Here is a 22,358-nt window from a genome sequence, read left to right on the forward strand (position 1 = left end):
CAGCGCCCATGACCACACCGGTCCTCGCCGTGTCCGGCGTCGACAAGACCTTCACCATGCACCTGCAGGGCGGCCAGCTGCTGCCCGTGCTGCGCGGCCTGTCCTTCGAGGTGCACGCCGGTGAGTGCGTCGCGCTCGGCGGCTCCTCGGGCGCGGGCAAGAGCTCGATCCTCAAGATGGTCTACGGCAACTACGCCGCCGAGCGCGGCAGCATCGTCCTGCGAACCCCGGGCGGCGCCGTCGGCAGCGCGATCGACGTGGCTGCCGCCGGCCCCCGCCAGGTCCTCGTCGCCCGCCGCGACACGATGGGCTACGTCAGCCAGTTCCTGCGCTGCGTGCCCCGCGTGGGCGCCCTGCAGATCGTCGCCGAGCCGCTCGTCGAGCGCGGCGCGCCCCCGGCGCGGGCACGCGACCGGGCGGCCGAGCTGCTCACCCGGCTCGCGATCCCCGAACGGCTGTGGAGCCTGCCCCCGGCGACGTTCTCCGGCGGCGAGCAGCAACGTGTCAACATCGCCCGCGGCTTCGTGACCTCGCTGCCGCTGCTGCTGCTGGACGAGCCGACCGCCTCCCTCGACGCCCGCAACCGCGACGTCGTCACCGAGCTGATCCGGGAGAAGCGCGCCCGGGGCACCGCCCTGCTCGGCATCTTCCACGACGCAACGGTGCGCGAGGCCGTCGCCGACCGCGTCATCGAGGTCGAGCGGTTCGCCCCCGCCCTCGGAGCGGCCGCGTGACCTGGCGGTTCGCGATCTACACCGCGCCCGGTACCGGGTCGGGCGACGCCCGCGGCGTGGCACTGCGGGAACGGGCCGAGCAGTGGCTCGGCCGCGGTGTCTCGGGAGACCCGGTCACGCCCGGCACGCCCGCGGGCTGGACCCGTCCGGGCATCGACGCGATCACCGTCGACGCCCGCCGCTACGGCTTCCACGGCACGCTCAAGGCGCCGTTCCGCCTCGCGGAGGGGCGCACGGCCGCCGAGCTCGACGCCGCCCTGGCCCGCTTCGCGGCGGCCCACCACGGGGCGGTGATCCCCGCCCTGTCCCTCGTCCGCATGGGTGGCTTCTTCGCGCTGGTGCCCGGTGGGCCGGCGGCGCGGCTGTCGGCGCTCGCCGCCGACGTCACCACGAGCTTCGACGGGTTCCGCGCCCCGCCGACGGACGCCGAGCTCGCCCGGCGCAACCCCGCCGCGCTCACCCCCCGCCAGCGCGAGCTGCTGTCCGCGTGGGGCTACCCGTACGTGCTCGACGAGTTCCGCTTCCACCTCACCCTCACCGACCGCGTCCCGCCGGACCGCCAGCCCGACGTGGAACGCACCCTGACGGGCTGGTTCGCCGCCTCCCTCGGGGCGACCGTGCCCGTCGACACGCTCGCGCTGTTCACCGAGGCCGAGCCCGGCGCCCCCTTCGCGCTGCACGCGGTGTACCCGCTGCGGCCGATCCCCGTACCCGCGCAGACCGAAGCCTTGACAGAAAGCAAAGGAACGCGATGACGCGCGACACCGTCCTGTCCAACGCCCGCATCGTCCTGCCCGACGAGGTCCTGCACGGCTCGGTGCTGATCCGGGACGGCCGGATCGCGGACATCGGCTCCGACCCGGCCGCCCCCGGCGAGGACCTCGACGGCGACCACCTGCTGCCCGGCGTCGTCGAGCTGCACACCGACCATCTGGAGTACCACTTCTCGCCCCGGCCGGGCGTGCGCTGGGACGCGCTGCCGGCCGTGCTCGCCAGCGACGCCCAGCTCGCGGCGGGGGGAGCGACGACCGTGCTCGACGCCGTGCGCGTCGGCGCCGGCACCTCCGGCAGCCGCGACGTGGCCGCCCGGACGGCCCGGCAGCTGGCCGACTCGATCGAGCTGGCCGCCGAGGCCGGCCTGCTGCGCGCCGAGCACGCGCTGCACGTCCGCTGCGAGGTGTCCGCCGAGGACTGCCTCGACGCGTTCGGCGCGTTCGTCGACGACCCGTACGTGCGCCTGGTCTCCCTGATGGACCACACCCCCGGCCAGCGCCAGTACGCCGACCTCGAGGTCTTCAAGCGGTTCCACGTCGGCAAGGGCCTGATCGCGGAGTCCGAGTTCGACGCCTTCGTCGGGCCGCTGGTCGAACGGTCCGCGCGCTACTCCGACGTCCACCGCCGCGAGATCGCGCGACTGGCCGCGCAGCGCGGCATTCCCATGGCGACCCACGACGACGCCACCTCCGACCACGTCGCCGAGTCGGTCGCCCTCGGCGGGCGCATCTCGGAGTTCCCGACCACCGTGCTCGCCGCCGCCGAGGCCGCCAAGCACGGCCAGCAGATCGTCATGGGCGCCCCCAACATCGTCCGCGGCGGCAGCCAGTCCGGCAACGTCGCCGCCGCCGAGCTGCTGGAGCTCGGGCTGCTGCACATGCTGTCCTCCGACTACGTGCCGTCGAGCCCGCTGCAGGCCGTCTTCCAGCTCGCCGCCGACGGCGTGATCGGGCTGCCCGAGGGCGCCGCGCTGGTCAGCGGCAACCCGGCGCGGTCGGTCGGCCTCGACGACCGCGGCGAGATCACGGTCGGCCGGCGCGCCGACCTCGTCCGGGTGCGCTCGCACGACCTGCCGGGCGACGAGCGCCACCCCCGCGGGCTGCGCGTGCCGGTCGTGCGCGAGGTGTACCGCGAGGGGGTGCGGGTGTCGTGACCGAGCGGATCGGCCCCGGCGCGTTCGTCGCGGTCGTCGGCGCCAGCGGCGTCGGCAAGGACGCCCTGATGGCCTACGCCCGGGAGCGGTCGGAGGCCGTCGCCCACTTCCCGCGGCGTGTCATCACCCGGCCGTCGGGTCCCGGCGAGGACCACGAGCCGGTGACCGAGGAGCAGTTCACCGCGGCCCGCGAGCGCGGCGAGCTCGCCGTGTGGTGGCCCGCGCACGGCCTGCGCTACGGCATCCCGGCCTCGGCCGACGTCGCGGTGGGCGCCGGCCGGGTGGTCGTCGCCAACGTCTCGCGCGCCGTGCTCGACGAGCTCGCCGGCCGCTACCAGCGGCTGGTCGTGGTCCGGGTGACCGTGTCGGACGAGGTACGCGCCCAGCGGCTGCGGGCCCGCGGCCGCGAGCCCGAGCCCGGCATCGGGCAGCGGCTTGCCCGCCCCGACCCCGCCCCGGGCCACCAGGCCGACACGGTGATCCAGAACGACGGCACCCTCGCCGACGGCGGCGACCAGCTACTCCGCGTCATCCTCGACGCGGCAGGAGCCCCCCTCGCCACCGGCTGACCGTCGCCCCGCCTCGCCACCCCAGCAAGGCGGGGCCTTCGCCATCCTGCGACGGGTCCCCTTGATCGCCGTTTCGGCCCTCCGGTGGTCGTGACCGGGCCGGTTTAACAGCCACTTGAGGGCCAAAACGGCGATCAAGGCGGCGGGCGGACCTTGGCGACATTGTCGACGCCTGTCGCCGCGAGCGGTCTTAGGTCGACATCTCGATCGCGCCGGCGGTGGGACTGGTTCGGCCTGCGTCCGGCCGGAGCGCCCGCTCGATGTCATCGTAGGATGTCATCGGACGTGGACATGTCGAGGTGGGGGTGGGGCGGCGATGGGCCTGGGCGGCGGCAGCGGGAGTGCGGTGGGGCGGCCCCGGTTGCTGGTGGGGGCGCTGGTCTACACCGGGCTCGTGGTGTCGCTGATCGGGACGCTGGGGACGCCGTTGATCCCGCTGATCGTGCGGGACCAGCACGTGTCGTTCGTGGCGGCGCAGTGGATGCTGACGGTGACCCTGCTGGTCGGCGCGGTCGCCGGGCCGACGCTGGGCCGGCTCGGTGACGGGCCTCGGCGCAAGGGCGTGCTCATGGGCGGCCTGGGCTCGGTGCTGGCGGGCGCGGCCGTCGCGGCGACCGCGGGGAACTTCCCGCAGCTGCTGGTGGGCCGGGCGCTGATGGGCCTCGGCCTGGGCCTGATGCCGCTGACGTTCGCGATCGCCCGGGACTGCCTGCCCCGGCCGATGAACCTGCGGGTCGTCGCGATGCTGTCGGTGACCGTGGCGAGCGGCACCGGCCTCGGGTACCCGCTGACCGGCACGATCGCCGACCACGTCGACTACCACTTCGCCTTCTGGCTGGCCGCTGTGCTCGGCGCGGTCGCGATCGGCCTGATCGCCGTCGCCGTGCCCGGCGCGGCCCCGGCCGACGCGGGGGTGGACCGGCCGCGCAGGCCGTTCGACGTTCCGGGCGCCCTGCTGATCGGCCTGTCGCTGGGGACGGTGCTGCTCGGGTTCAGCGAGGCGACGAGCTGGGGCTGGGCCTCGCCGGCCGTGCTCGGGCTGTTCGCCGCCGGGATCGTGCTCGCGGCCGGCTGGTTCGCCGTCGAACGGACCAGCAGGGCCCCGCTCGTCGAGCTGCGTTACCTGACCCCGCTGCCGGTGCTGGTCAGCAACGGTGCCGCGGTCTTCATGGGCTTCGGCCTGTTCGGGATCGTCTCGCTGATCATCCGGCTGGTCGAGACGCCGCTGTCAGCCGGCTACGGGTTCGGCGGGGGAGTGTCGCTGGCCGGCCTGGTGATCATGCCGCTGTCGGTGGGGACCCTGGTGGCTACGCGGGCCGCGCGGGTGGTCGAGCGGCGGTACGGCACCGCGACCGTGCTGCTGCTCGGTGGGCTGCTGGTCGCGACGGCCGGCTTCGGGCTGGCCCTGCGGCGCGACCACCTCCTCGAGGTCGGCCTCGCGACGGCGCTGATGGGCACCGGGATCGGGACGTCGTTCGCCGCGATGCCGACGCTTATCATCACGCACGTGCCGCCGGCCGAGACCGGCAGCGCGACCAGCTTCAACCAGGCCCTGCGAGTGGTGGGAGGGTCGATGGGCAGTGCCCTGGTGGCCTCGATGCTGGCCGGTTTCACACCGGCCGGTGGCCTGCTGCCCCGCGACGGCGGCTACACGGTGGCGTTCCTGCTGCTCGGCGCCGTGAGCCTGCTCGGCGGGCTGCTGAGCCTCGTGCTGCGCCAGGGCCGTGCCTCGGCCAGCCCGGTGCCGGCGGGCGCACGGCCCGCGGTCCTGCCGGTGGGGGGCGGGGGCGCCCCGAACCCCGCGACCGGACCGGCGGCGACCGCGTGACCCCCGCCGGCCCGGCCGTGGACGCGGCGGCCCGCCGCCGTGACGCCGGGCGCAGCCGGGCCCGGCTGCTCGCCGCCGCCACCGAGCTGTTCGCCGAACGCGGCTACACCGGCACGGCGCTGCGGGCCGTCGCCGAGCGGGCCGGCGTCGACGCCGCCCTGATCGCCCGCTACTACGGCGGCAAGGACGGCCTCTACCAGGCGGTCCTCGCCGCCGACCCGGTCGTCGGCGCCGCGCGCGACACCGGCGCCGCGGCCGTCGTCGAGGCGCCCGCCCCGACGAGCGACGGCGACGAGCGCCCGCGCGAGGACCGGCCCGGCCCCGTCGTCGCCGAGAACGCGGCGCCCGACGTCGACGGCGACCAGGACGCGAACGTCGCGCTCGCCGAGCTGCTCGCCCGGATGGTCGAGCGGTGGCGCGACGGGCCGGCGAGCACGGTCGGCCAGAACGTCTTCCGCTGCGACCTGGACGACGCCGCCCGGGCCGCGACCGCCAGCCGGCTGGCCCAGCAGGTGCTCCCGGTGCTGCGGGCGGTCGGGCCCGGATCCGCCGGCGGCCCCGACGCCGAGCTGCGCGCGGAGCTCGCCGCGATGGTGCTGCTCGGCATCGGCGTCGCCAGGACCGCTGGCACCCTGCCGGCGCTCGCCGCCGCCGACCCGGACCGCCTCGCCGAGCTCCTCCGCGAGCTTCTCGACACCGCGCTCGGCTGACCCTCCGGCCGGGCACCGGAACCCGCTTTTCTGATGCACCGTCAGATTCGGCGGTGGATAGTGCAGCTGTGAACGAAGCCAAGGCCGCCCCGCCGGCCGATCGCGCCGCCGCCCTCCCGACGGGCGCCGCCGAGCCGGAGACCTCGGCGGCGCCCGCGCCGGACGTCTTCGCGCCGGCGATGCTCGGCCCGGTCCGGCTGCGCAACCGGGTGATCAAGTCGGCGACCTTCGAGGGCCGGACCCCGAAGGGGCTGGTCACCGACGAGCTGATCGACTACCACCTGGCGCCCGCGTCCGGCGGGGTCGGCCTGACGACCGTCGCCTACTGCGCCGTCGCCCCCGAGGGCCGCACCGACCGCCACCAGATCCACCTGCGCCCCGAGGCGCTGCCCGGCCTGCGGCGCCTCACCGAGGCCGTGCATGCCACCGGCGCCGCGGTCTCCGCGCAGCTCGGCCACGCCGGGCCGGTCGCCAACGGCGCGTCGAACCGGGCGCCGTCGCTCGCGCCGACCCGCCGGTTCAGCCCGTTCGGCGGGGTGACGAGGGCGACGACGCCGGCCGACATCGAACGCATCGTCGCCGCCCACGCGCAGGCGGCCCGGTACGCGGCCGACGCCGGCTTCGACGCCGTCGAGCTGCACTTCGGCCACAACTACCTGGCCAGCGCGTTCCTGTCGCCGAAGCTGAACCGGCGGACCGACGGCTACGGCGGCACCCTCGAGGGCCGGGCCCGGTTCGCCCGGGAGATCGCCGGCGCGGTCCGCGCCGAGGTCGGCGGGCAGCTGGCGGTGCTGGCGAAGCTGAACATGGACGACGGTGTCCCCGGCGGGCTGTGGCTGGACGAGTCGCTGCGGGTCGCCCGGTGGCTGGAGGAGGACGGGACGCTCGACGCGCTCGTGCTCACCTGCGGCAGCTCGCTGCTCAACCCGATGTACCTGTTCCGCGGCGAGGCGCCGGTCCGCGAGTTCGCCGACGCGTTCCACGGCGTCACCAGGGCCGGGCTGAGGCTCGTCGGCCCGCGGTTCCTCAAGGCCTATCCGTACCAGCCGCTCTACATGCTCGACTATGCCCGCCAGTTCCGGGCGGCGCTCACGATGCCGCTGGTCCTGCTCGGCGGCGTCACGGACAAGGCCGGGATGGACACGGCGATGGCCGAGGGCTTCCAGTTCGTCGCGATGGCCCGCGCGCTGCTGCGCGAGCCCGACCTGGTCAACCGGCTGCGGGCCGACGCGACCACGAGGTCATTGTGCGTGCACTGCAACAAGTGCATGCCGACGATCTACTCCAGCTCCCGCTGCGTCCTGGTCACCCCGGCGCCGGTCCGCGAGCGGTAGGCACCGGGAACGACGAAGCGGCCCGAACCCCGAAGGGTGCGGGCCGCTTCGGCTGCGCGTCGCCGAACCGTCGGCCGTGGCCGCCGGAACCTAGGCGATCTCGCGGCGGTCGCGCCCGCCGATCGGCCACAGGTCGCGGCTGGCCGACTCGTCCACGTCCTCCATGATGCCGGTGGCCAGGGCGATGACGGACCCGAGGACCACCACGGCGGCCCCGATGATCGAGATCGGCCAGGACGCCAGGCAGACCCCGAACGTGCCGACGATGGTGCCGATGGTGATGACCGCGACCATCACCCAGGACAGGGGCTTGGCGCGGTGCGCCTCGTGCGTGTCGCTCACCAGTGGACCCTCCGTGCGTGCCTGCGCGGTCTGGACGGTCATCCGCCCCAGGCCGATGCTATCGGGCCCGGCCGACTGGCAGGCCGGCGCCGTGACCGCCGCCTCGCGCGGGCGCCGGCCGCACCGGGCGGCTTACTGCGGGAGCGGCGCCAGCCCGAGACAGTCGCGCAGCGTGTTCTCCACCGCGGTCGAGCGCTCGTGGTCACCCATCGACCCGGTCAGGAACGCGTAGGCGTAACGGCCCTCCCGGCTGGCCCAGCCGAGGCTGCCGCCCAGCCCGCCCATGCCGAACCCGTCGTCGTCGACGCCGAAGCCGAGCCCCCAGGCGTTCGTCCCACCCATGACGCGGTCGACGCCTGAGCACTGCGCGCCGGACGCCTCGGCGAGCAGCCCTGGCCCGAGCAGCCGGCCGGACAGCAGCGCCGCGTACAGGCCGGCGACGGCGCGGGCCGTCCCGTGCCCGTTGACCGCCGGGATCTCGGCGGCCCGCAGTGGCGCGCTGTTGACGACCGCTCCGTCCTGGATGCCCGGCGGGTTGCCGACCGCGCGCCGGTACAGCTCGGGCCGGCCGGCCGCGATCCGCTCCCGGAAGGCGGCGTCGAGGCCGGTGAGCTCCACGCACCGGCGCTGCTCGGCCGGCCGCAGGCCGACGGAGAAGTCCAGGCCCAGCGGTCCGCACACCTGGGCCCGCAGGAACTCCCCGAACCGGCGGCCGTCGACACGGCGGACCAGCTCGCCGACCAGGTGGCCGTAGAACAGCGCGCTCTCGCCGTGCGCCGTGCCGGGTGTCCACAGCGGCGTGGTGGCGGCGAGCTCGGCGCAGATCAGCTCCCAGTCGAACAGCGCCGCCGTCGACAGCGGCTGCGCCAACGCCACCAGGCCGGCCTGGTGGGCGAGCACGTGGCGGACCGTCGCCGGCGCCGCGAAGCCGGGCCAGTAGCGGCTCACCCGCGCGTCGAGGTCGAGCTGGCCGCGTTCGACGAGCAGCAGCGCGCAGACGGCCGCGAACGGCTTCGTCACCGAGTACGGCATGACGAGGCTGTCCCGGTCCCACCCGGTCGTCCCGGCGGCGTCGGCCCGCCCGCCCCACAGGTCGGCGACCCAGGCTCCGTCGTGCCACACGGCGACGGCCGCGCCCGTGCCTGCCGCCTCGGCGAGCACCCGCTCGAACGCGGCCCGCACGGGCTCGAAGCCCGGCGCGACCGTGCCCCGCGCGACCGCGCCGTCCGTCGAGGCGGACCCGGGAGACGTCATGAGGGCGATCCAGGAGACGTCATGACGGCGATTCTGGGGGCCGAATCCGCGCGCCGGCCCCGTTTCCGCCGACCTGGCGCGTGCCGTGGCCGTCACGGGCCCACGCCGCTGGCCCGTTCAGGCGCGCAGGGCCGTCACGTCGTGGCGCAGCGGTGGCGAGGGACGGCCCGGCGGTCAGCCGGCGAGGAGCCGGGCGAGGATGTCGCCCGCCGCGCGGACGTCGGCGTCGTCCACGTCCAGGTGGGTCAGGATGCGGACCTCGCGCGGCCCGGAGGCCCCGACGAGGACGCCCTCCTCCCGGGCCCGGGCGATGAACGCGGCCGCGTCGTCCACCCGCACGAAGATCATGTTGGTGTCGACGTTCTTGGGCTCCACGCGGCCCGGCGCGGCGTCGGCGAGCACCGCGGCGAGCCCCGCGGCCCGCCGGTGGTCATCGGCGAGCCGGTCCAGGTGATGGCGCAGCGCGTACAGGCCGGCGGCGGCGAGCACCCCGGCCTGGCGCATCCCGCCGCCGAGCCGCTTGCGCCACACCTTGGCGCGGGCGACGTGCGCCGCGTCGCCGACGACGAGCGACCCGACCGGGGCGCCCAGCCCCTTCGACAGGCAGACCGACAGCGTCCCGAACAGCTGGCCCAGCTGGCTGGGCTCGACGCCGAGGCCGACCGCGGCGTTCCACAGCCGGGCACCGTCGCAGTGCAGCACCACCTCGGCGGCGTCGGTGACGGCGCGCAGCCGCTCCAGGCGCTCCACCGGGATGATCCGGCCCCCGCCGCGGGCCCAGGTGTTCTCCACCGCGACCACGCTCGTCGCCACCATCCCGTGTCCGGCCTCGGGCGCTTCCGGCCGGGTCGGCCAGGTCCTGGCGCCGGGCCGGATCTGCTCGGCGATCACCGCCAGGTCCAGGTCGACGGCCAGGCCCGCGAGCGTCCGGGTCTGCACACCGCCGAGCACGGCCAGCCCGCCCAGCTCGTAGGTGACGACGTGCGCCTCGGTGTCCGCGAGGATCTCGGTGCCGAACTCGGCGTTGGCGCGCAGCGCGCAGAAGTTGCCCATCGTCCCGCTCGGCACGAACAGCGCGGCCTCATGGCCGAGCAGGCCGGCGCCATACTCCTCCAGCGCCCGGACCGTCGGGTCCTCGCCGTAGACGTCGTCGCCGAGCTCGGCCGTCGCCATCGCCCGGCGCATCCCGTCCGTCGGCTGGGTCACCGTGTCGCTGCGCAGGTCGATGGTCATGCCTCGCCACGATACGGAGACCGGCGGCCCGGCCGGTCAGCGGAGGCGGCGCAGGGCGCCGAGGAACCCGCCCGGGGCGTCGCCCGCCGGGTCCGGCGTGGCGAAGGCCGCGTCGCGCAGGGCGCGCTGCGCGGAGCGCCGGGTCAGCCCGGTCAGCCGGTCGACGTACAGGGTGCCGGCCAGGTGGTCGGCCTCGTGCTGCAGGCAGCGCGCCAGCAGGCCCGTGCCGGCGTACTCGACCGGGTCGCCGGCCGCGTCGACGCCCCGGACCGTCGCCGCCGCGGCCCTGGCCGTCGCGTAGTGCAGCCCGGGGATCGACAGGCAGCCCTCCTGGTCGTTCTGCTCACCGGGGCCGAGCTCGAGGACCGGGTTCGCGACGACCCTCGGCGCCCGACCGCGCGCCCGCCCGGCCGCCTCGGGGACCGCGTCGTCCTCGTGCCGGTCCGGCCGGTTCGGCTGCCAGTCGGTGTCGAAGACGAACAGCCGCAGCCCGACGCCGACCTGCGGCGCGGCCAGCCCCACCCCGGGCGCCGCGTACATCGTCTCGATCATGTCGTCGACCAGCCGGCGCAGCCGGTCGTCGAAGACCGTCACCGGCCCGGCTGGCGTGCGCAGCACCGGGTCGCCGAGGACCCGGATCGGCAGGACGGTCACGCGGCCCGCCCCCGACGGCGAGCGGTGGGCGCGCCCGGCGGCACGCGGCGGGCCGGCGGCACGGGGGAGATCGTCACGCGAGCGCAGTCCTCGGCAGTCTCAGCCGGCCGCGGCCGGGGTCGGGAACCGGACCACACGGTAGCCGGCGCCGGCGAGCAGCTCCGGGATCAGGCGCACCATCTGGGCGTCCTTCTCCTTCGTCTCCGCCGACAGCTCGTCATACGGCCGGATGTCCGGATGCAGCAGCCTGTCGTTGTCCCGGACGTCGCCGAACGACCAGCCGTTCGCGACCCGGTTGCGCATCCAGCGCTCGTGCTCCCAGCGCGACAGCCGGTCGACCTCGTCGGCGGTGAACGCGAACTCCTCGGGGGCGGCGGCCATCCGCGCGCTGGCGCAGCCGATCAGGCGCAGCTTGGTCTCGATGTCGCGCGCCTGGTCGTAGTTGTTCGACCGGTACTTCTCCGGCAGGTTCTCCCACGCGACCAGGGCCTCGTTGTCGTCGCGCACCTCGCCGGACTCCAGCCGCTGCCGGCAGTAGTCGACGTGGATCGCCTCGGCCCACGCCTCCAGCCGGTCGTCGGGCGCGTCGTCCGGATCGCACGCCCGCTCCCGCTCGGGGAAGAAGTCCAGATCGTCGTAGAGCGCGGCCATCGGGCCTTGCCTTTCTGTGCTGCCTGGGCGAAGCGCCTCGCCCAGTGGGCTCATCCGGTCGACCCGGACCACCACCGACCGGCGCGTCGGTGGTCGGGATGTCGCGAGCGCCTTGCGCAACGCCAGCTCGGCGTCCGCGTAGCAGACGAAGATCTGGGTGACGAAGGCGCCGGGGTGGCTCGGGTGGACGAGCTGGTCGAGGCCGAGGGCGTCGACCTCGCTCTCCTCGCAGGCGATGTCGAGCATGTCCTCGACGACCCCGTACCGCCGGCACAGCCGGTCGACGAGGCTGGCGGCCTGCTCGTCGACGACGACCACCGCGAGCCGCCCGCCGGCTCCCCCCAGCGCCCGGTGCCGGCGGCGGGCGATCTCCACGACCAGCTCGCGGCCGAACGTGGACAGCCCGGCCACGACGACCGGTTCGGAGCCCACCGGGTCCCAGCGCGGCCGGACCTCGTCCAGCAGCAGCCGGGCCCCCAGCCGGGCCGGGTTGTAGAACTCGATGGTCACCGGGTCGCTCGCCGGGCGGCGCAGCAGCAGCATCCACATCGCGTCGAGCACGTCCGGGTCGGACTCCTCGACGAGGCAGCGCAGCGGGTCGGTGCCGGCGCGGCCCGCCGCCCTCGCGACGGTCTGGGCCGCGGTGACGACGGCGCCGTTGTGCCCGGTCGCCGGCCCGGTGACGTAGAGCCGCTGGGCCCGCCCCACGCCGGCCGCGCGCAGCAGCGCCTCGCTCGCCGGGTCGCCGACGAGCACCGTCACCCCGTCGCCGCCGACCAGGTCGACCAGGTCGGCCCGGCCGTGCTCGGCGACGAGCACCACCCGGACCCGCGCCGCGCGCAGCTTCGCCACCAGCGCGAGGGCGCCCGGCCCGGACCCGCAGACCACGACATGGCCGCTGGCCAGCCGGGCCCGCAGCCGGGCCGTCGGCAGCACCAGCACGTCCGCGAGCGCGTAGAGCGTCGCCGCCGGCGCGAGGAACCGGGCCACCTGCAGCGGCACGGAAAGGGCCGTGTCGGGCAGGGCGGGGGGCTGGAAGACGAACAGGCCGAGCGAGCCGTACAGCAGGTCCAGGAAATGGCTCCCGAAAGAGCCGGGCACGGCCGCGGCGCGGTCCATTCGCCACTGGCCGACGACGGCGAGCGCGACGGCCGCGACGGCCGCGAGCGCGCACAGCAGCCGCCAGGCCCGTGGCCCGACGAGGAGACCCCGCGCCGCGGCGCGCACGGTATTCACGCGCCGCCGACGCCCGCTGCCGTCCACCCTGCTCCTTCGAGCCGCTCCTCCGATTGGCCGCGAGTCCGAACATTATGCCGGTCGCGTCTGGATCCGCCCACGGTCGCGACATCTGATTGCCGACAGGAGCTGTCCGAACGGGCCGCACGTGGCGTCGTCCGGAATAGCGCGGCGAAGCCGAGCGGAAAGTGTGCGGACGGCGCGGTAGTCGCGCGTGTCACGCCGGCAACGGTGGACTGCGCCGACGGCGCCGGGAGACGCTACCGGCGTGCTGACGAGGATCGATCACGTCGGGATCGCGGTGGCCTCTCTCGAGGACACCATCCCGATCTACGAGCAGGCCTTCAACCTGAAGTGCGTGCACCAGGAGACCAACGACCGCCAGGGCGTGCGCGAGGCGATGCTGCTCGTCCACGACGGCGATACGGGCGGCTCCTACGTGCAGCTGCTCGAGCCGATCCGGGAGGACACCCCGGTGGGCAAGTTCCTGGCCAAGCGTGGCCCGGGCATCCACCACATCGCCTACGGCGTCCATGACATCGACGCGGCGCTGGCCTCGCTCACCGTCAGCGGGTTCGACCTGGTGAACAAGACCCCCGTGCACGGCACCTCGGACAGCCGCATCGCCTTCATCCACCCGAAGGGCCTCGGCGGTGTCCTCACCGAACTAGTCGAAGCCGCGGGCCGCCACTAGCTCACCGCGGCCACCGACGGCCGCCGGTCCGGGCGAGGTCGCATCCCCCGGGCCGGCGGCTCCCAGCGGTGGGCTAGTTGCTGGCGGTCGCGGCGCGCAGCGCGGCGGCGCGGTCGGACCGCTCCCAGGTGAAGTCCGGCAGCGGGCGGCCGAAGTGGCCGTAGGCGGCGGTCTGCTGGTAGATCGGGCGCAGCAGGTCCAGGTCGCGGATGATCGCGGCGGGGCGCAGGTCGAACACCTCGGTGACGGCGCGTTCGATGAGCGCGGGGGAGACCTGCTCGGTCCCGAACGTCTCGACGAACAGGCCGACCGGCTCGGCCTTGCCGATCGCGTACGCGACCTGCAGCTCCACCCGGCGGGCGAGGCCGGCGGCCACCACGTTGCGGGCCACCCAGCGCAGCGCGTAGGCCGCCGACCGGTCGACCTTCGACGGGTCCTTGCCCGAGAACGCCCCGCCGCCGTGACGCGCGTACCCGCCGTAGGTGTCGATGATGATCTTGCGGCCGGTGAGGCCCGCGTCGGCCCCGGGGCCGCCGAGCTCGAAGCGGCCGGTCGGGTTCACCAGCAGCCGGTAGCCGTCGACCTCCAGGCCGGCCCGGCTGCCGAGCTCCTCGGCGAGACGCTTGAGCTCCGGCTCGACGACGTGGGTCCGGATGTCCGGGGCGAGCCGTCCGTCGAGGTCGAGGCCCGGCTCGTGGTGCGCCGAGACGACGACGGTGTCCAGCCGCGCCGGCCGGTCGCCGTCGTACTCGATCGTCACCTGGGTCTTGCCGTCCGGGCGCAGGTACGGCAGGGACCGGTCGTGCCGGACGGCGGCGAGCCGGCCCGCCAGCCGGTGTGCCAGCATGATCGGCAGCGGCATCAGCGCGGGAGTCTCGTCGCTCGCGTAGCCGAACATGATTCCCTGGTCGCCGGCGCCCTGGCGGGAGAGCTCGTCGTCCCGGCCCGCGTGCCCGCGCGCGCCGCCCTGGGCCGACGCCCCCAGACCGGTCCGGGCCTCGTAGGCGTTGTCGACGCCCTGGGCGATGTCCGGCGACTGCTGGCCGATGGACACCAGCACCTCGACCTTCGCCGCGTCGAAGCCGGTCGCGGCGTCGTACCCGATGCCGGCGAGCGTGCGCCGGACGGTACCGACGACGTCCACGTCGGCGTCGCTCGTCACCTCGCCGGCGACGTGCACCTTCCCGTTCGCGACGAGCGTCTCGACCGCCACCCGCGACCGCCGGTCCGCGGCCAGATACGCGTCCAGCAGGGCGTCGCTGACCTGGTCGGCCGCTTTGTCGGGATGGCCCTCGGTAACGGATTCCGACGTGAATAGGCGCCTGGACATAACAATCCTTCCTTCGGGCGGTGAGGCAGCGCTGACAGTCGCCCATCGTCGCCCCCACCGGCCGCGTCGCCCGGCATTAGTGACGGCCCGGCCCCGGGTGCGTCCTCCCCGCGCCGGGCGTTCCACTCACCCATGCGTAAGCGGCGAGAAATACCCTGGCGGCCCTGTATCCCGGGTTGTCACACCGGAATGTCCGACCGCGGCCGAATGCCCTCCGCCGCCCGCCGCACCGAATCCCGGCGGGGTGGCGCCGGTGCCTCCTCTGACAAGGCGCCCCGTCCCCGAAACCAGCAAGATCGCTGTTCTCGCCCTCGCGTGGCTGTAGCCGCGGCGGTTTTGTGACCAGCGAGGGCCGAAACGACGATCAAGCCAGCGGGCCGACCTCGCCGGACCCGGCGCTGGGCGGTCGTGGTCGGCGCCGCCGCCGGGTCAGCCGCGCGGGCGCAGGCGGACCAGCGGGATCCTGCGGTCGCCGGCCTTCTTCTGGTAGTCGGCGAAGGTCTGCGACTGGCCGACGAAGCCGGCCCATTCGCGGTCGTAGTCGGCCCCGGTGAGCTCGCTGGCGGTCACCGCGACCGTTCCCTGCTCGGCGGTCTCGATCGTGGTGTCCGGGTGCGCGACCAGGTTGTGGTACCAGGACGGGTGCGAGGGCGCTCCGGCGAACGACGCGGCCACGACCCAGTCGTCGCCGGAACGGCGGCCGAGCACCGGGGTCACCCGTTCCGCACCGCTCTTGGCGCCGACGGTGTGCAGCAGCACCAGGCTGCGGCCGAAGCCGCCGGTCGTCACCTCGCCGTGGTTCGCGCGGAACTCGGCGATGACGGTCTCGTTCCAGCTCATCGGAACGCTCCTCGTTGTCGGGATGCCAGCAGGTCCAGACGCCCCGCGCCGCGGGCGCGAGCCCGCCCGCGCGGTTCGGTCGTCGTGGACGGTAACGCCGCCAGCGACCTGATCCGTCCCACGCCGCACCTGCGCGCGCTCCGGCGAACGGCCTGAGATCTGAGTCCCGTAGGGAGAACCGGGCATGGAGGCGGGTGCCCGGTGTCTGCTGCCCGGCGCTGGCCGGACAGCCGGTCCGGCGCCGAAAGTGGCAACTCGTGTGGCTGTCAGCCGGTCTGGTGAAAAGGTGCCTTTACCTGCCGCCTGATCGCTGACGTGGCCTGAATCAGGGACCACTCATACCTGATGGGGTCCGCGGGCGGGATTCAAACCGCACTCATGGGAAGTCTGGGACCGGGCGGGCGTTGTCGGGGCGACACCGGTTCTCGCGGGCGGTCGGGGCGCTCAGGCACAGCGTCCGGCGAGTCCGTGTCCGCTGGGCCTCCCGGCTATGCGAAGGCCCAGCGGGTGGGGGAGCCGGTGAAGTTGGAGTCGGTCAGCGCGAAGGCGGTGCTGGGACGCAGCCGGAAGGTGACGTTCGCGGCGAAGAAGGAGACCGGATAGTCGGTCCGGTATTTCGTGTTCACCGCGGCCGTGAAGTGGCCGATCGTGGTGGCCGCGCGGATCCGGTCGGTGCGGCCCTCGACGACGACCGGTTCGGCCGCGTTGTCGGTGGTCAGCGTCGCGAAGGGGCGGATCGAGAGGTTGCGGGCCTTGCGGGACTCCTCGCCGGAGCTGAACCAGAGGGCGTCACCGAGCCAGACGCCCCAGACCGGCATGACATGCGGGCGCCCGTCCGGCCGGACCGTCGCCAGCCAGTAGTCGTGCGACGCGGCCAGCCGTTCGACCGCCCAGCTCCACGGCAGCAGACCGCCGCCCTCGTCGGCCGGCAGCGTCCCGTAGCCCGGCATGTACGGCCTGCTCGCGATCGGTTCCAACTGTGTACCCATGATCGCCCCTCCCCAGCGGGATGTCGGCTCGGGACCATCATCCCGTGCCGAGGCGACTTTCGGTCGATATCCAGCTGATCTCGTGTCGCCGCGATCGAGCGCGACCGCGAGGCCTCCTGATGAGCCCGCTCGAGGCTGCTGCCAGCGTCTGCGCTGGTCGGAGCGCTGATCCGCCCAGGTCGAGTCCTGGATCTCCGGAGGGCTGACGGCGGCGATCGCGGACGGTATGGAGATGATCCGCCGGGGGCGACGCCGACGTCGTTGCCGCGGGCGGTGCGGAGGCGCCGGTCACCGGCCTGACGCTGGTTCTGCGCCGGGTTGCCCGGCCGGGCGCGGCGTCTGACCATCTACAGACTGATGGGCGCCCGCTTCGACCCAGGGCTGGTCGGCCTCGCCGATGGTTCGACCTCTCCAGAGCAACGAGGCCCTGGCCCGGATGATTCTCACCCACGATCAGGTGGAGGGGCGGGCATTCGAGGGATTCGGGCCCGTGGCGAGCTCCGCACCGCGATCCGGCCCGATGATCCGTGGCCTGAGCTGCTGAGAGGACTGCCATGCAAGCTGTCACCGTTCGAGACCGCGCTGCCGGCGTCGGTGGGCTCTCCCTGACGGAGCTGCCGTACCCCCATGCCGCCGAGAACGACGTCGTCGTGCGGGTGCACGCCGCGGGGTTCACCCCCGGAGAGCTTGACTGGCCCGGAACGTGGACGGATCGCGCCGGCCGCGATCGGACGCCGAGCGTGCCCGGGCATGATCTGTCGGGTGTCGTCGCGGCGCTGGGTTACGGAACCACCGGTCTGACCGTCGGCCAGCGGGTCTTCGGACCGACCGACTGGGCCCGCGACGGCTCGCTGGCCGAGTACACGGCGGTGGAGGCCCGCAACCTCGTCCCGCTTCCGGCGGACGTCGACCATGTCGTGGCCGCCGCGCTGCCGATCTCCGGGCTGACCGCCTGGCAGGGCCTGTTCGACCACGGCCGCCTCGCGACAGGCCAGACCGTTCTGATCCACGGCGCCGCGGGAGCCGTCGGTTCGATCGCGGTGCAGCTCGCGCGTGAGGTCGGGGCCCGGGTGATCGGCACGGGGCGGGCCTCCGCCAGGGACACCGCACTCGCTCTGGGCGCGGATGAGTTCCTGGACCTGCAGTCCGATCGGCTGGAGGATGCCGGCAAGGTCGACGTAGTGTTCGACGTGATCGGCGGCGAGGTTCTCGAGCGCTCGGCCGCCCTGGTGCGCGCTGGTGGCACGCTCGTCACCATCGCCGCGCCACCCAAGGTCCTACCCAGGGGCGGGCGGGCGGTCTTCTTCGTCGTCGAACCCGATCGGGTCCGGCTCGCGGACCTGGCCCAGCGGCTTCGGGACGGACGCCTCAAGCCGATCGTCGGGGCCGTGCGAACGCTCCCGGAAACGCCCTCCGCGTTCGCGCCCGACGGCCGCGCTCCCGGCAAGCCGATCATCAGGGTCGCGGAAAACGAAGAGCCGTCGTGATCGAAATACGGTCCGCGTCCGGCTGAGGCCCCGCCGCCCGCCGGGCGCGGGGCTTGTCCGTGCCCACCCGGCATCAGACGCCTGCCTACTGGTCCCTGTCCGCCTGGATCACGTCGGCCGGTGAGCGGACGTTCCGGCCGGCCCGTCGTGACGATCACCATGCCCCCGGCGAGCGTCGGTCCCCGCTGTGTAGCGTCGGCGCCGGGTGCCCCCGCGCCGGGCGTCAGCGCGCGCGGCCGTCGACGGCCCCGAATCAGTCGTGTCGGAACGCGGGCGGCCACGAGGCCGCCCGCGGAGGGAGCGGATGGGTACGTGACGCAAGCGGGGATCTTCGGGCTCGGCGCGCCGGAGCACAGCTACCTGGAACTGGACCTCGTCGACGGCGCGTCCGCCGTCGACCTCGTGAAGGCGGCCGCCGGTCTCGCCGGCCCGCTGTCGACCGGCGGCGGGGTCAACCTCGTCGTCGGTTTCCGGCCCGAGCTGTGGGTCGAGGTCGTCGCCGACGGGCTGCCGGCCGGTGTCACCGGCTTCCGCGCGCCGATCGTCGGCGCCGACGGCTTCCAGATGCCGGCCACCCAGCACGACGCCTGGCTGTGGATCGCCGGCAGCGACCGGACCACCGTCTACACGAACTCCCGCGAGGTGCTCGCCGCGGTCGCCGACGTCGCGACGGTCGCCACCGAGACCGGCGGCTGGGTCTACGCGCACAACCGCGACCTGACCGGCTTCGTCGACGGCACCGAGAACCCGTCGCTGCTGGACGCCCCGGGCGTCGCGATCGTCGCCGAGGGGCCCGGTGCCGGCGGAAGCGTCCTGCTCTTCCAGCGGTGGACCCACTCCACCGACGCCTGGGAGGCGCTGCCCGTCGCCGAGCAGGAGAAGGTCATCGGCCGGACCAAGGCCGACAGCGTCGAGCTGACCGAGGACGCCCAGCCGGCGACGTCGCACGTCTCCCGCAACGTGGTCGAGGAGGACGGCGCCGAGCTGAAGATCTTCCGACGTAACGTCGCCTACGGCACGGCGACCGACCACGGCACGATGTTCGTCGGCTTCGCCGCCCAGCAGCGCATCCTCGACCTGATGCTGCGGCGCATGGCCGGCGCCACCGAGGACGGCCTGCGCGACGCGCTGACCCGGTACACGACCCCGGTCAGCGGCGCGTACTACTTCATCCCGCCGGTCGCCGCTCTCGCCGGCTTCGCGCCCGAGGACGCCGACTGACCGCTGCTCACGGGCGTCGGCCGCGCGTGAGCGGCGCGACTGGGGAGACACCGTGGTCCTAGGCTGACCAGCCATGGAGCAATGGGAGCTGATCGCTCGGGAGCAGGTGCGGGACACGGTCGCCGCGTACAACCACAGCGGCGACCGGTTCCTGCTGGACGAGCTGGCGGCCTGCTTCACCGTCGACGGCGTGCTGGAGTCGAAGGGCGACTGGGCCGCGCACGGCCGGGCGGAGATCGTGCGGACGCTGTCGGGCGTCCGCGCGACCGAGCCGGTGGCCGCCGCCGGCTCGGTCGACGGGAACGACGACGCGGGCGCGCGCCGGCCGTCGTTCGTCCGGCACTTCGTGACCAACCTGCGGTTCGACGAGGTCACCCCGGAGCGGATCCGGACGTCCGCCTACTTCGCGGTCCTGACCGCCGCCGGGCTCGACCACTGGGGCCGCTACCGGGACGTCCTGGTGCCCGCCGAGGGACGGTGGCTGTTCGCGCATCGCGTCGTCCGGACCGACGCGATGATTCCCGGCTCGCCCTTCCAGCGGCGGGACTGACGCTCCGGCCGGCTCAGGTGTGGGCGCCGTCGACGTAGACGTCGACCTTCTCGTCGTAGAAGCAGACCAGGCCGGCCACCTTGATGCTCTCGGGCAGCGGGGTCCGGTAGATCCAGACGACGTCCTCGTGGACCCTGCCGTCGACCTCGACCGAGAAGTAGCCGGCGGTGCCCTTGTAGGGGCAGTGGGTCGCCGAGTCCGACGGGCGCAGCAGCTCGGTCTTCACGTCGGTCAGCGGCAGGTAGTACCGGGGCCGCAGGCCGGTCTCGAACAGGACCACGGGCCGGACCGAGTCGGCGACCGTCACCCCGCCGATCTCGACGGTCACGTGCCGCGAGCTGGCCATCACGTCGACCCGGTGGTACGGGTTGCGCGCGTGCCCGTAGACGATCTCGTCCTCCTCCAGCCAGGTGTCCATCGCGTCCCAGTCGAGCCGGACCAGGCCCTGGAACTCGGGGACCGGCGAGTCGGGATAGGTGCCGGCCGCGTCCTCGGCCCGGTGGCCGCCGATCACCACGTCATGGCGGGCGGCGTCGCCCCGGCTCGGCGAGCGCACGGTCTTCCCGTTCGGCTCCAGCGCGGCCCGGACATCCTCGGCGGGCACGTAGTACACGGGGTAGTGCGGCCCTTCCCAGACCAGGACCGGCCGGATCGTGTCGACGACGACATGACCGGCGAGCAACGCCCGCACCCGCTTGTGCGCCTGCTCGGCGTGCACCCGGCCGCGGGCGTTCGCCGCCGACGGCTTCGCGGTGCCCACCTCCGGCAGACCGGCCCTGTCGTTGGTCGCCGGGGTCGTGGTGGTAGTGGTGGTCGGGCCGGTCGTGGTCGTCATGAGTGCCTCATCTCTTCCCTCGTCCGCTCCCAGGCGCAACCGCCAGGCGGCCCGCGTCGTTCCCGGCCGGCGCGGGTTCAGCCCTTCAGCTCGGGGAACTGGTCGTCGCGCCATTCGGCAGTGCTCGCCCCGTCGACGCGGGCGTTCTCCTGTTCCCGCAGGTCGACCCGGCGGATCTTCCCGGAGATCGTCTTGGGCAGCTCCGCGAACTCCAGGCGGCGGACCCGCTGGAACGGGGCCAGATGCTCGCGGGCGTACCGCAGGATCGACAGCGCGGTGTCCCGGTCCGGCAGGTGGCCGGCGCTCAGGGTGACGTAGGCCTTCGGCACCGCGAGCCGCACCGGGTCCGGAGCGGGAACGACCGCCGCCTCGGCGACCGCCGGATGCTCGATGAGCACGCTTTCCAGCTCAAACGGGCTGATCTTGTAGTCGGAGGCCTTGAACACGTCGTCGGTGCGGCCGATGAAGGTGATGTAGCCGTCCTCGTCGCGGCTGGCGACGTCGCCGGTGTGGAAGAAGCCGCCGGCGTTGGCTTCGGCGTCGCGGGCCGGGTCGTCGGTGTAGCCCGTCATCAACGGCAGCGGCCGGCCGCCGGACCGCAGATCGAGGCAGATCTCGCCTTCGGCACCGTTCACGGCCCCGGTGAGCGGGTCGACGAGCACCACCGGGTAGCCAGGCGACGGACGGCCCATCGAACCGGGCTTCACCGCACAGCCGGGGGTGTTGCCTACGGCCAGCGTCATCTCGGTCTGGCCGAAGCCGTCGCGGATCGTCAGCCCCCAGGCGGACCGGACCTGCTCGATGACCTCGGGGTTCAGCGGCTCACCCGCGCCGAGCAGCTCGCGCAGCCCGGATGGCCGGCCCGCGGACAGGTCGGCCTGGATCAGCATCCGCCACACGGTCGGCGGGGCGCAGAACGTGGAGACGGCCTCGGCACGCAGCTGGCCGAGCAGCGCCGCCGCGTCGAACCGCGTGTAGTTGTAGACGAAGATCGTCGCCTCGGCGCTCCATGGCGCGAAGAAGGAGCTCCAGGCGTGCTTCGCCCACCCCGGCGAGCTGATGTTGAGGTGGACGTCCCCGGGCCGCAGCCCGATCCAGTACATCGTCGTGAGATGGCCGACCGGATAGGAGACCTGGGTGTGCTCGACCAGCTTCGGCCGGCTGGTCGTCCCCGAGGTGAAGTAGAGCAGCAGGGTGTCGCCCGGAGCGGTACCAGGATGGGCGACGTAGGGCGCCTCGATCGCGTAGGCGTCCTCGTAGCGCAGCCAGCCGGGCTCCGGGACGGCCTCCCCACGCACGGCGATCCGCGTCAGCCCGGCCGGCAGCTGGTCGAACTTCGCCTGGCTGGACGCGTCGACGATCACGTGGCGGGCGTCGGTGCGGGCGAGGCGCTCGGCGAGGTCGGCCGGGCCGAGCGCGGTCGTCGTCGGCATGATCACCGCGCCCAGCTTCATGATCGCGAGCATCGACTCCCAGAGCTCGACCTGGTTGCCGAGCATCAGCATCACCCGGTCGCCCCGACCGACGCCGGCCTGGGACAGCCAACGCGCCACCTGGCTCGACCGGTGGCTCAGCTCGGCGTAGGTCAGCGACGCGCGCCGGCCGTCCTCCTCGACGACGACCAGCGCCGGTGAGTCGGGCCGCTCCCGGGCCACCGCGTCGAACCAGTCGACGGCCCAATTGAAGGTGCCGCCCAGATCCGGCCAGCGGAAGGTGTCGACCGCCTGTTGGTAGTCGCGGCCCATCGAGAGCAGCTGGTCGCGGGCCTGCCGGTACGCGTCCGTCGCCGGGTTCGCCGAGCCCTCGCTCATGACCGTGCCTCCTCGGCGCTGTGACCCGCCGTGCCCGTGGCTGTGGTTGGTCGTCCGATACGCGCGCCAGACGCTACCCGTCCCGGGAACGGCGTGTGGATGGATCTCGGCGGCCGCTCCGACGGCCCA

21 protein-coding genes are annotated in these 22,358 nt (G+C 74.1%); 11 read left to right on the forward strand and 10 right to left on the reverse strand.

The window, feature by feature from the left end:
- Positions 1-8: 8 nt before the first annotated feature.
- From phnL to FRAEUI1C_RS17695, 7 genes are all read left to right on the forward strand, one after another.
- Positions 9-734, forward strand: a complete 726-nt coding sequence (gene phnL, locus FRAEUI1C_RS17665) for a phosphonate C-P lyase system protein PhnL (protein ID WP_013424685.1) — start codon at positions 9-11, stop codon at positions 732-734.
- Positions 731-1,489 carry a DUF1045 domain-containing protein gene (locus FRAEUI1C_RS17670; protein ID WP_013424686.1) on the forward strand — a complete coding sequence of 253 codons (759 nt, stop codon included), beginning with the start codon at positions 731-733 and terminating at the stop codon, positions 1,487-1,489. The genes phnL and FRAEUI1C_RS17670 overlap by 4 nt, the downstream gene beginning before the upstream one ends.
- Positions 1,486-2,661 carry an alpha-D-ribose 1-methylphosphonate 5-triphosphate diphosphatase gene (locus FRAEUI1C_RS17675; protein ID WP_013424687.1) on the forward strand — a complete coding sequence of 392 codons (1,176 nt, stop codon included), beginning with the start codon at positions 1,486-1,488 and terminating at the stop codon, positions 2,659-2,661. The genes FRAEUI1C_RS17670 and FRAEUI1C_RS17675 overlap by 4 nt, the downstream gene beginning before the upstream one ends.
- The gene (gene phnN / locus FRAEUI1C_RS17680) at positions 2,658-3,230 is read left to right on the forward strand and encodes a phosphonate metabolism protein/1,5-bisphosphokinase (PRPP-forming) PhnN (protein ID WP_013424688.1); all 573 of its coding nucleotides are present in this window, start codon (positions 2,658-2,660) and stop codon (positions 3,228-3,230) included. The genes FRAEUI1C_RS17675 and phnN overlap by 4 nt, the downstream gene beginning before the upstream one ends.
- A gap of 346 nt (positions 3,231-3,576) precedes the next feature.
- On the forward strand, positions 3,577-5,058 hold the full coding sequence (locus tag FRAEUI1C_RS17685; RefSeq protein ID WP_232425465.1) for an MFS transporter: 1,482 nt from the start codon (positions 3,577-3,579) through the stop codon (positions 5,056-5,058).
- Entirely contained in the window at positions 5,055-5,768 is a 714-nt protein-coding gene (locus FRAEUI1C_RS17690) for a TetR/AcrR family transcriptional regulator (RefSeq protein WP_013424690.1), read from the forward strand. The genes FRAEUI1C_RS17685 and FRAEUI1C_RS17690 overlap by 4 nt, the downstream gene beginning before the upstream one ends.
- Positions 5,769-5,836: 68 nt before the next feature.
- The gene (locus tag FRAEUI1C_RS17695; RefSeq protein WP_013424691.1) at positions 5,837-7,102 is read left to right on the forward strand and encodes an NADH:flavin oxidoreductase; all 1,266 of its coding nucleotides are present in this window, start codon (positions 5,837-5,839) and stop codon (positions 7,100-7,102) included.
- Between the two features lie 90 nt (positions 7,103-7,192).
- On the opposite strand, the gene FRAEUI1C_RS17700 is transcribed toward FRAEUI1C_RS17695, so the two are convergent.
- From FRAEUI1C_RS17700 to FRAEUI1C_RS17720, 5 genes are all read right to left on the reverse strand, one after another.
- Positions 7,193-7,444 (reverse strand): HGxxPAAW family protein, encoded by a 252-nt coding sequence (locus FRAEUI1C_RS17700; protein WP_013424692.1) that lies wholly within the window; start codon positions 7,442-7,444, stop codon positions 7,193-7,195.
- A 132-nt stretch (positions 7,445-7,576) separates the two neighbouring features.
- Positions 7,577-8,698, reverse strand: coding sequence for an EstA family serine hydrolase (locus FRAEUI1C_RS17705; protein WP_013424693.1), 1,122 nt, complete (start codon positions 8,696-8,698; stop codon positions 7,577-7,579).
- A gap of 174 nt (positions 8,699-8,872) precedes the next feature.
- Positions 8,873-9,931, reverse strand: a complete 1,059-nt coding sequence (locus FRAEUI1C_RS17710; RefSeq protein WP_013424694.1) for a threonine aldolase family protein — start codon at positions 9,929-9,931, stop codon at positions 8,873-8,875.
- Between the two features lie 36 nt (positions 9,932-9,967).
- Positions 9,968-10,585, reverse strand: a complete 618-nt coding sequence (locus FRAEUI1C_RS17715) for a peptide deformylase (RefSeq protein WP_013424695.1) — start codon at positions 10,583-10,585, stop codon at positions 9,968-9,970.
- Between the two features lie 99 nt (positions 10,586-10,684).
- Positions 10,685-12,472 (reverse strand): RyR domain-containing protein, encoded by a 1,788-nt coding sequence (locus FRAEUI1C_RS17720; RefSeq protein WP_232425466.1) that lies wholly within the window; start codon positions 12,470-12,472, stop codon positions 10,685-10,687.
- Positions 12,473-12,740: 268 nt separating this feature from the next.
- On the opposite strand from FRAEUI1C_RS17720, the gene mce reads away from it, so the two are divergent.
- Positions 12,741-13,166, forward strand: a complete 426-nt coding sequence (gene mce, locus FRAEUI1C_RS17725) for a methylmalonyl-CoA epimerase (RefSeq protein ID WP_013424697.1) — start codon at positions 12,741-12,743, stop codon at positions 13,164-13,166.
- A 73-nt stretch (positions 13,167-13,239) separates the two neighbouring features.
- On the opposite strand, the gene metK is transcribed toward mce, so the two are convergent.
- The 3 genes from metK to FRAEUI1C_RS17740 all read right to left on the reverse strand — a co-directional run bounded on the left by metK (position 13,240) and on the right by FRAEUI1C_RS17740 (position 16,325).
- A complete protein-coding gene (metK, locus tag FRAEUI1C_RS17730) occupies positions 13,240-14,496 on the reverse strand; it encodes a methionine adenosyltransferase (RefSeq protein ID WP_013424698.1) in 1,257 nt (418 codons plus the stop codon).
- Between the two features lie 429 nt (positions 14,497-14,925).
- Positions 14,926-15,336, reverse strand: a complete 411-nt coding sequence (locus tag FRAEUI1C_RS17735; protein WP_013424699.1) for a nitroreductase/quinone reductase family protein — start codon at positions 15,334-15,336, stop codon at positions 14,926-14,928.
- A 488-nt stretch (positions 15,337-15,824) separates the two neighbouring features.
- Complete coding sequence (locus tag FRAEUI1C_RS17740) at positions 15,825-16,325, reverse strand: pyridoxamine 5'-phosphate oxidase family protein (RefSeq protein ID WP_013424700.1); 501 nt, start codon at positions 16,323-16,325, stop codon at positions 15,825-15,827.
- Positions 16,326-16,879: 554 nt separating this feature from the next.
- Between FRAEUI1C_RS17740 and FRAEUI1C_RS17745 the strand changes: the two genes are divergently transcribed.
- The 3 genes from FRAEUI1C_RS17745 to FRAEUI1C_RS17755 all read left to right on the forward strand — a co-directional run bounded on the left by FRAEUI1C_RS17745 (position 16,880) and on the right by FRAEUI1C_RS17755 (position 19,583).
- Positions 16,880-17,812, forward strand: coding sequence for an NADP-dependent oxidoreductase (locus FRAEUI1C_RS17745; RefSeq protein WP_013424701.1), 933 nt, complete (start codon positions 16,880-16,882; stop codon positions 17,810-17,812).
- 312 nt (positions 17,813-18,124) lie between these two features.
- Entirely contained in the window at positions 18,125-19,033 is a 909-nt protein-coding gene (locus FRAEUI1C_RS17750; RefSeq protein ID WP_013424702.1) for a Dyp-type peroxidase, read from the forward strand.
- Between the two features lie 73 nt (positions 19,034-19,106).
- Positions 19,107-19,583 carry a nuclear transport factor 2 family protein gene (locus FRAEUI1C_RS17755; protein ID WP_013424703.1) on the forward strand — a complete coding sequence of 159 codons (477 nt, stop codon included), beginning with the start codon at positions 19,107-19,109 and terminating at the stop codon, positions 19,581-19,583.
- A 13-nt stretch (positions 19,584-19,596) separates the two neighbouring features.
- On the opposite strand, the gene FRAEUI1C_RS17760 is transcribed toward FRAEUI1C_RS17755, so the two are convergent.
- Together FRAEUI1C_RS17760 and FRAEUI1C_RS17765 are read right to left on the reverse strand one after the other, a co-directional pair.
- On the reverse strand, positions 19,597-20,418 hold the full coding sequence (locus FRAEUI1C_RS17760) for a DUF427 domain-containing protein (RefSeq protein ID WP_013424704.1): 822 nt from the start codon (positions 20,416-20,418) through the stop codon (positions 19,597-19,599).
- Between the two features lie 77 nt (positions 20,419-20,495).
- Positions 20,496-22,229, reverse strand: a complete 1,734-nt coding sequence (locus tag FRAEUI1C_RS17765; RefSeq protein ID WP_013424705.1) for an AMP-binding protein — start codon at positions 22,227-22,229, stop codon at positions 20,496-20,498.
- Positions 22,230-22,358 lie beyond the last annotated feature (129 nt).

Origin of the sequence: Pseudofrankia inefficax (assembly GCF_000166135.1) — a bacterium.
In the GTDB taxonomy this organism is placed as follows: Bacteria; Actinomycetota; Actinomycetes; order Frankiales; family Frankiaceae; genus Pseudofrankia; species Pseudofrankia inefficax.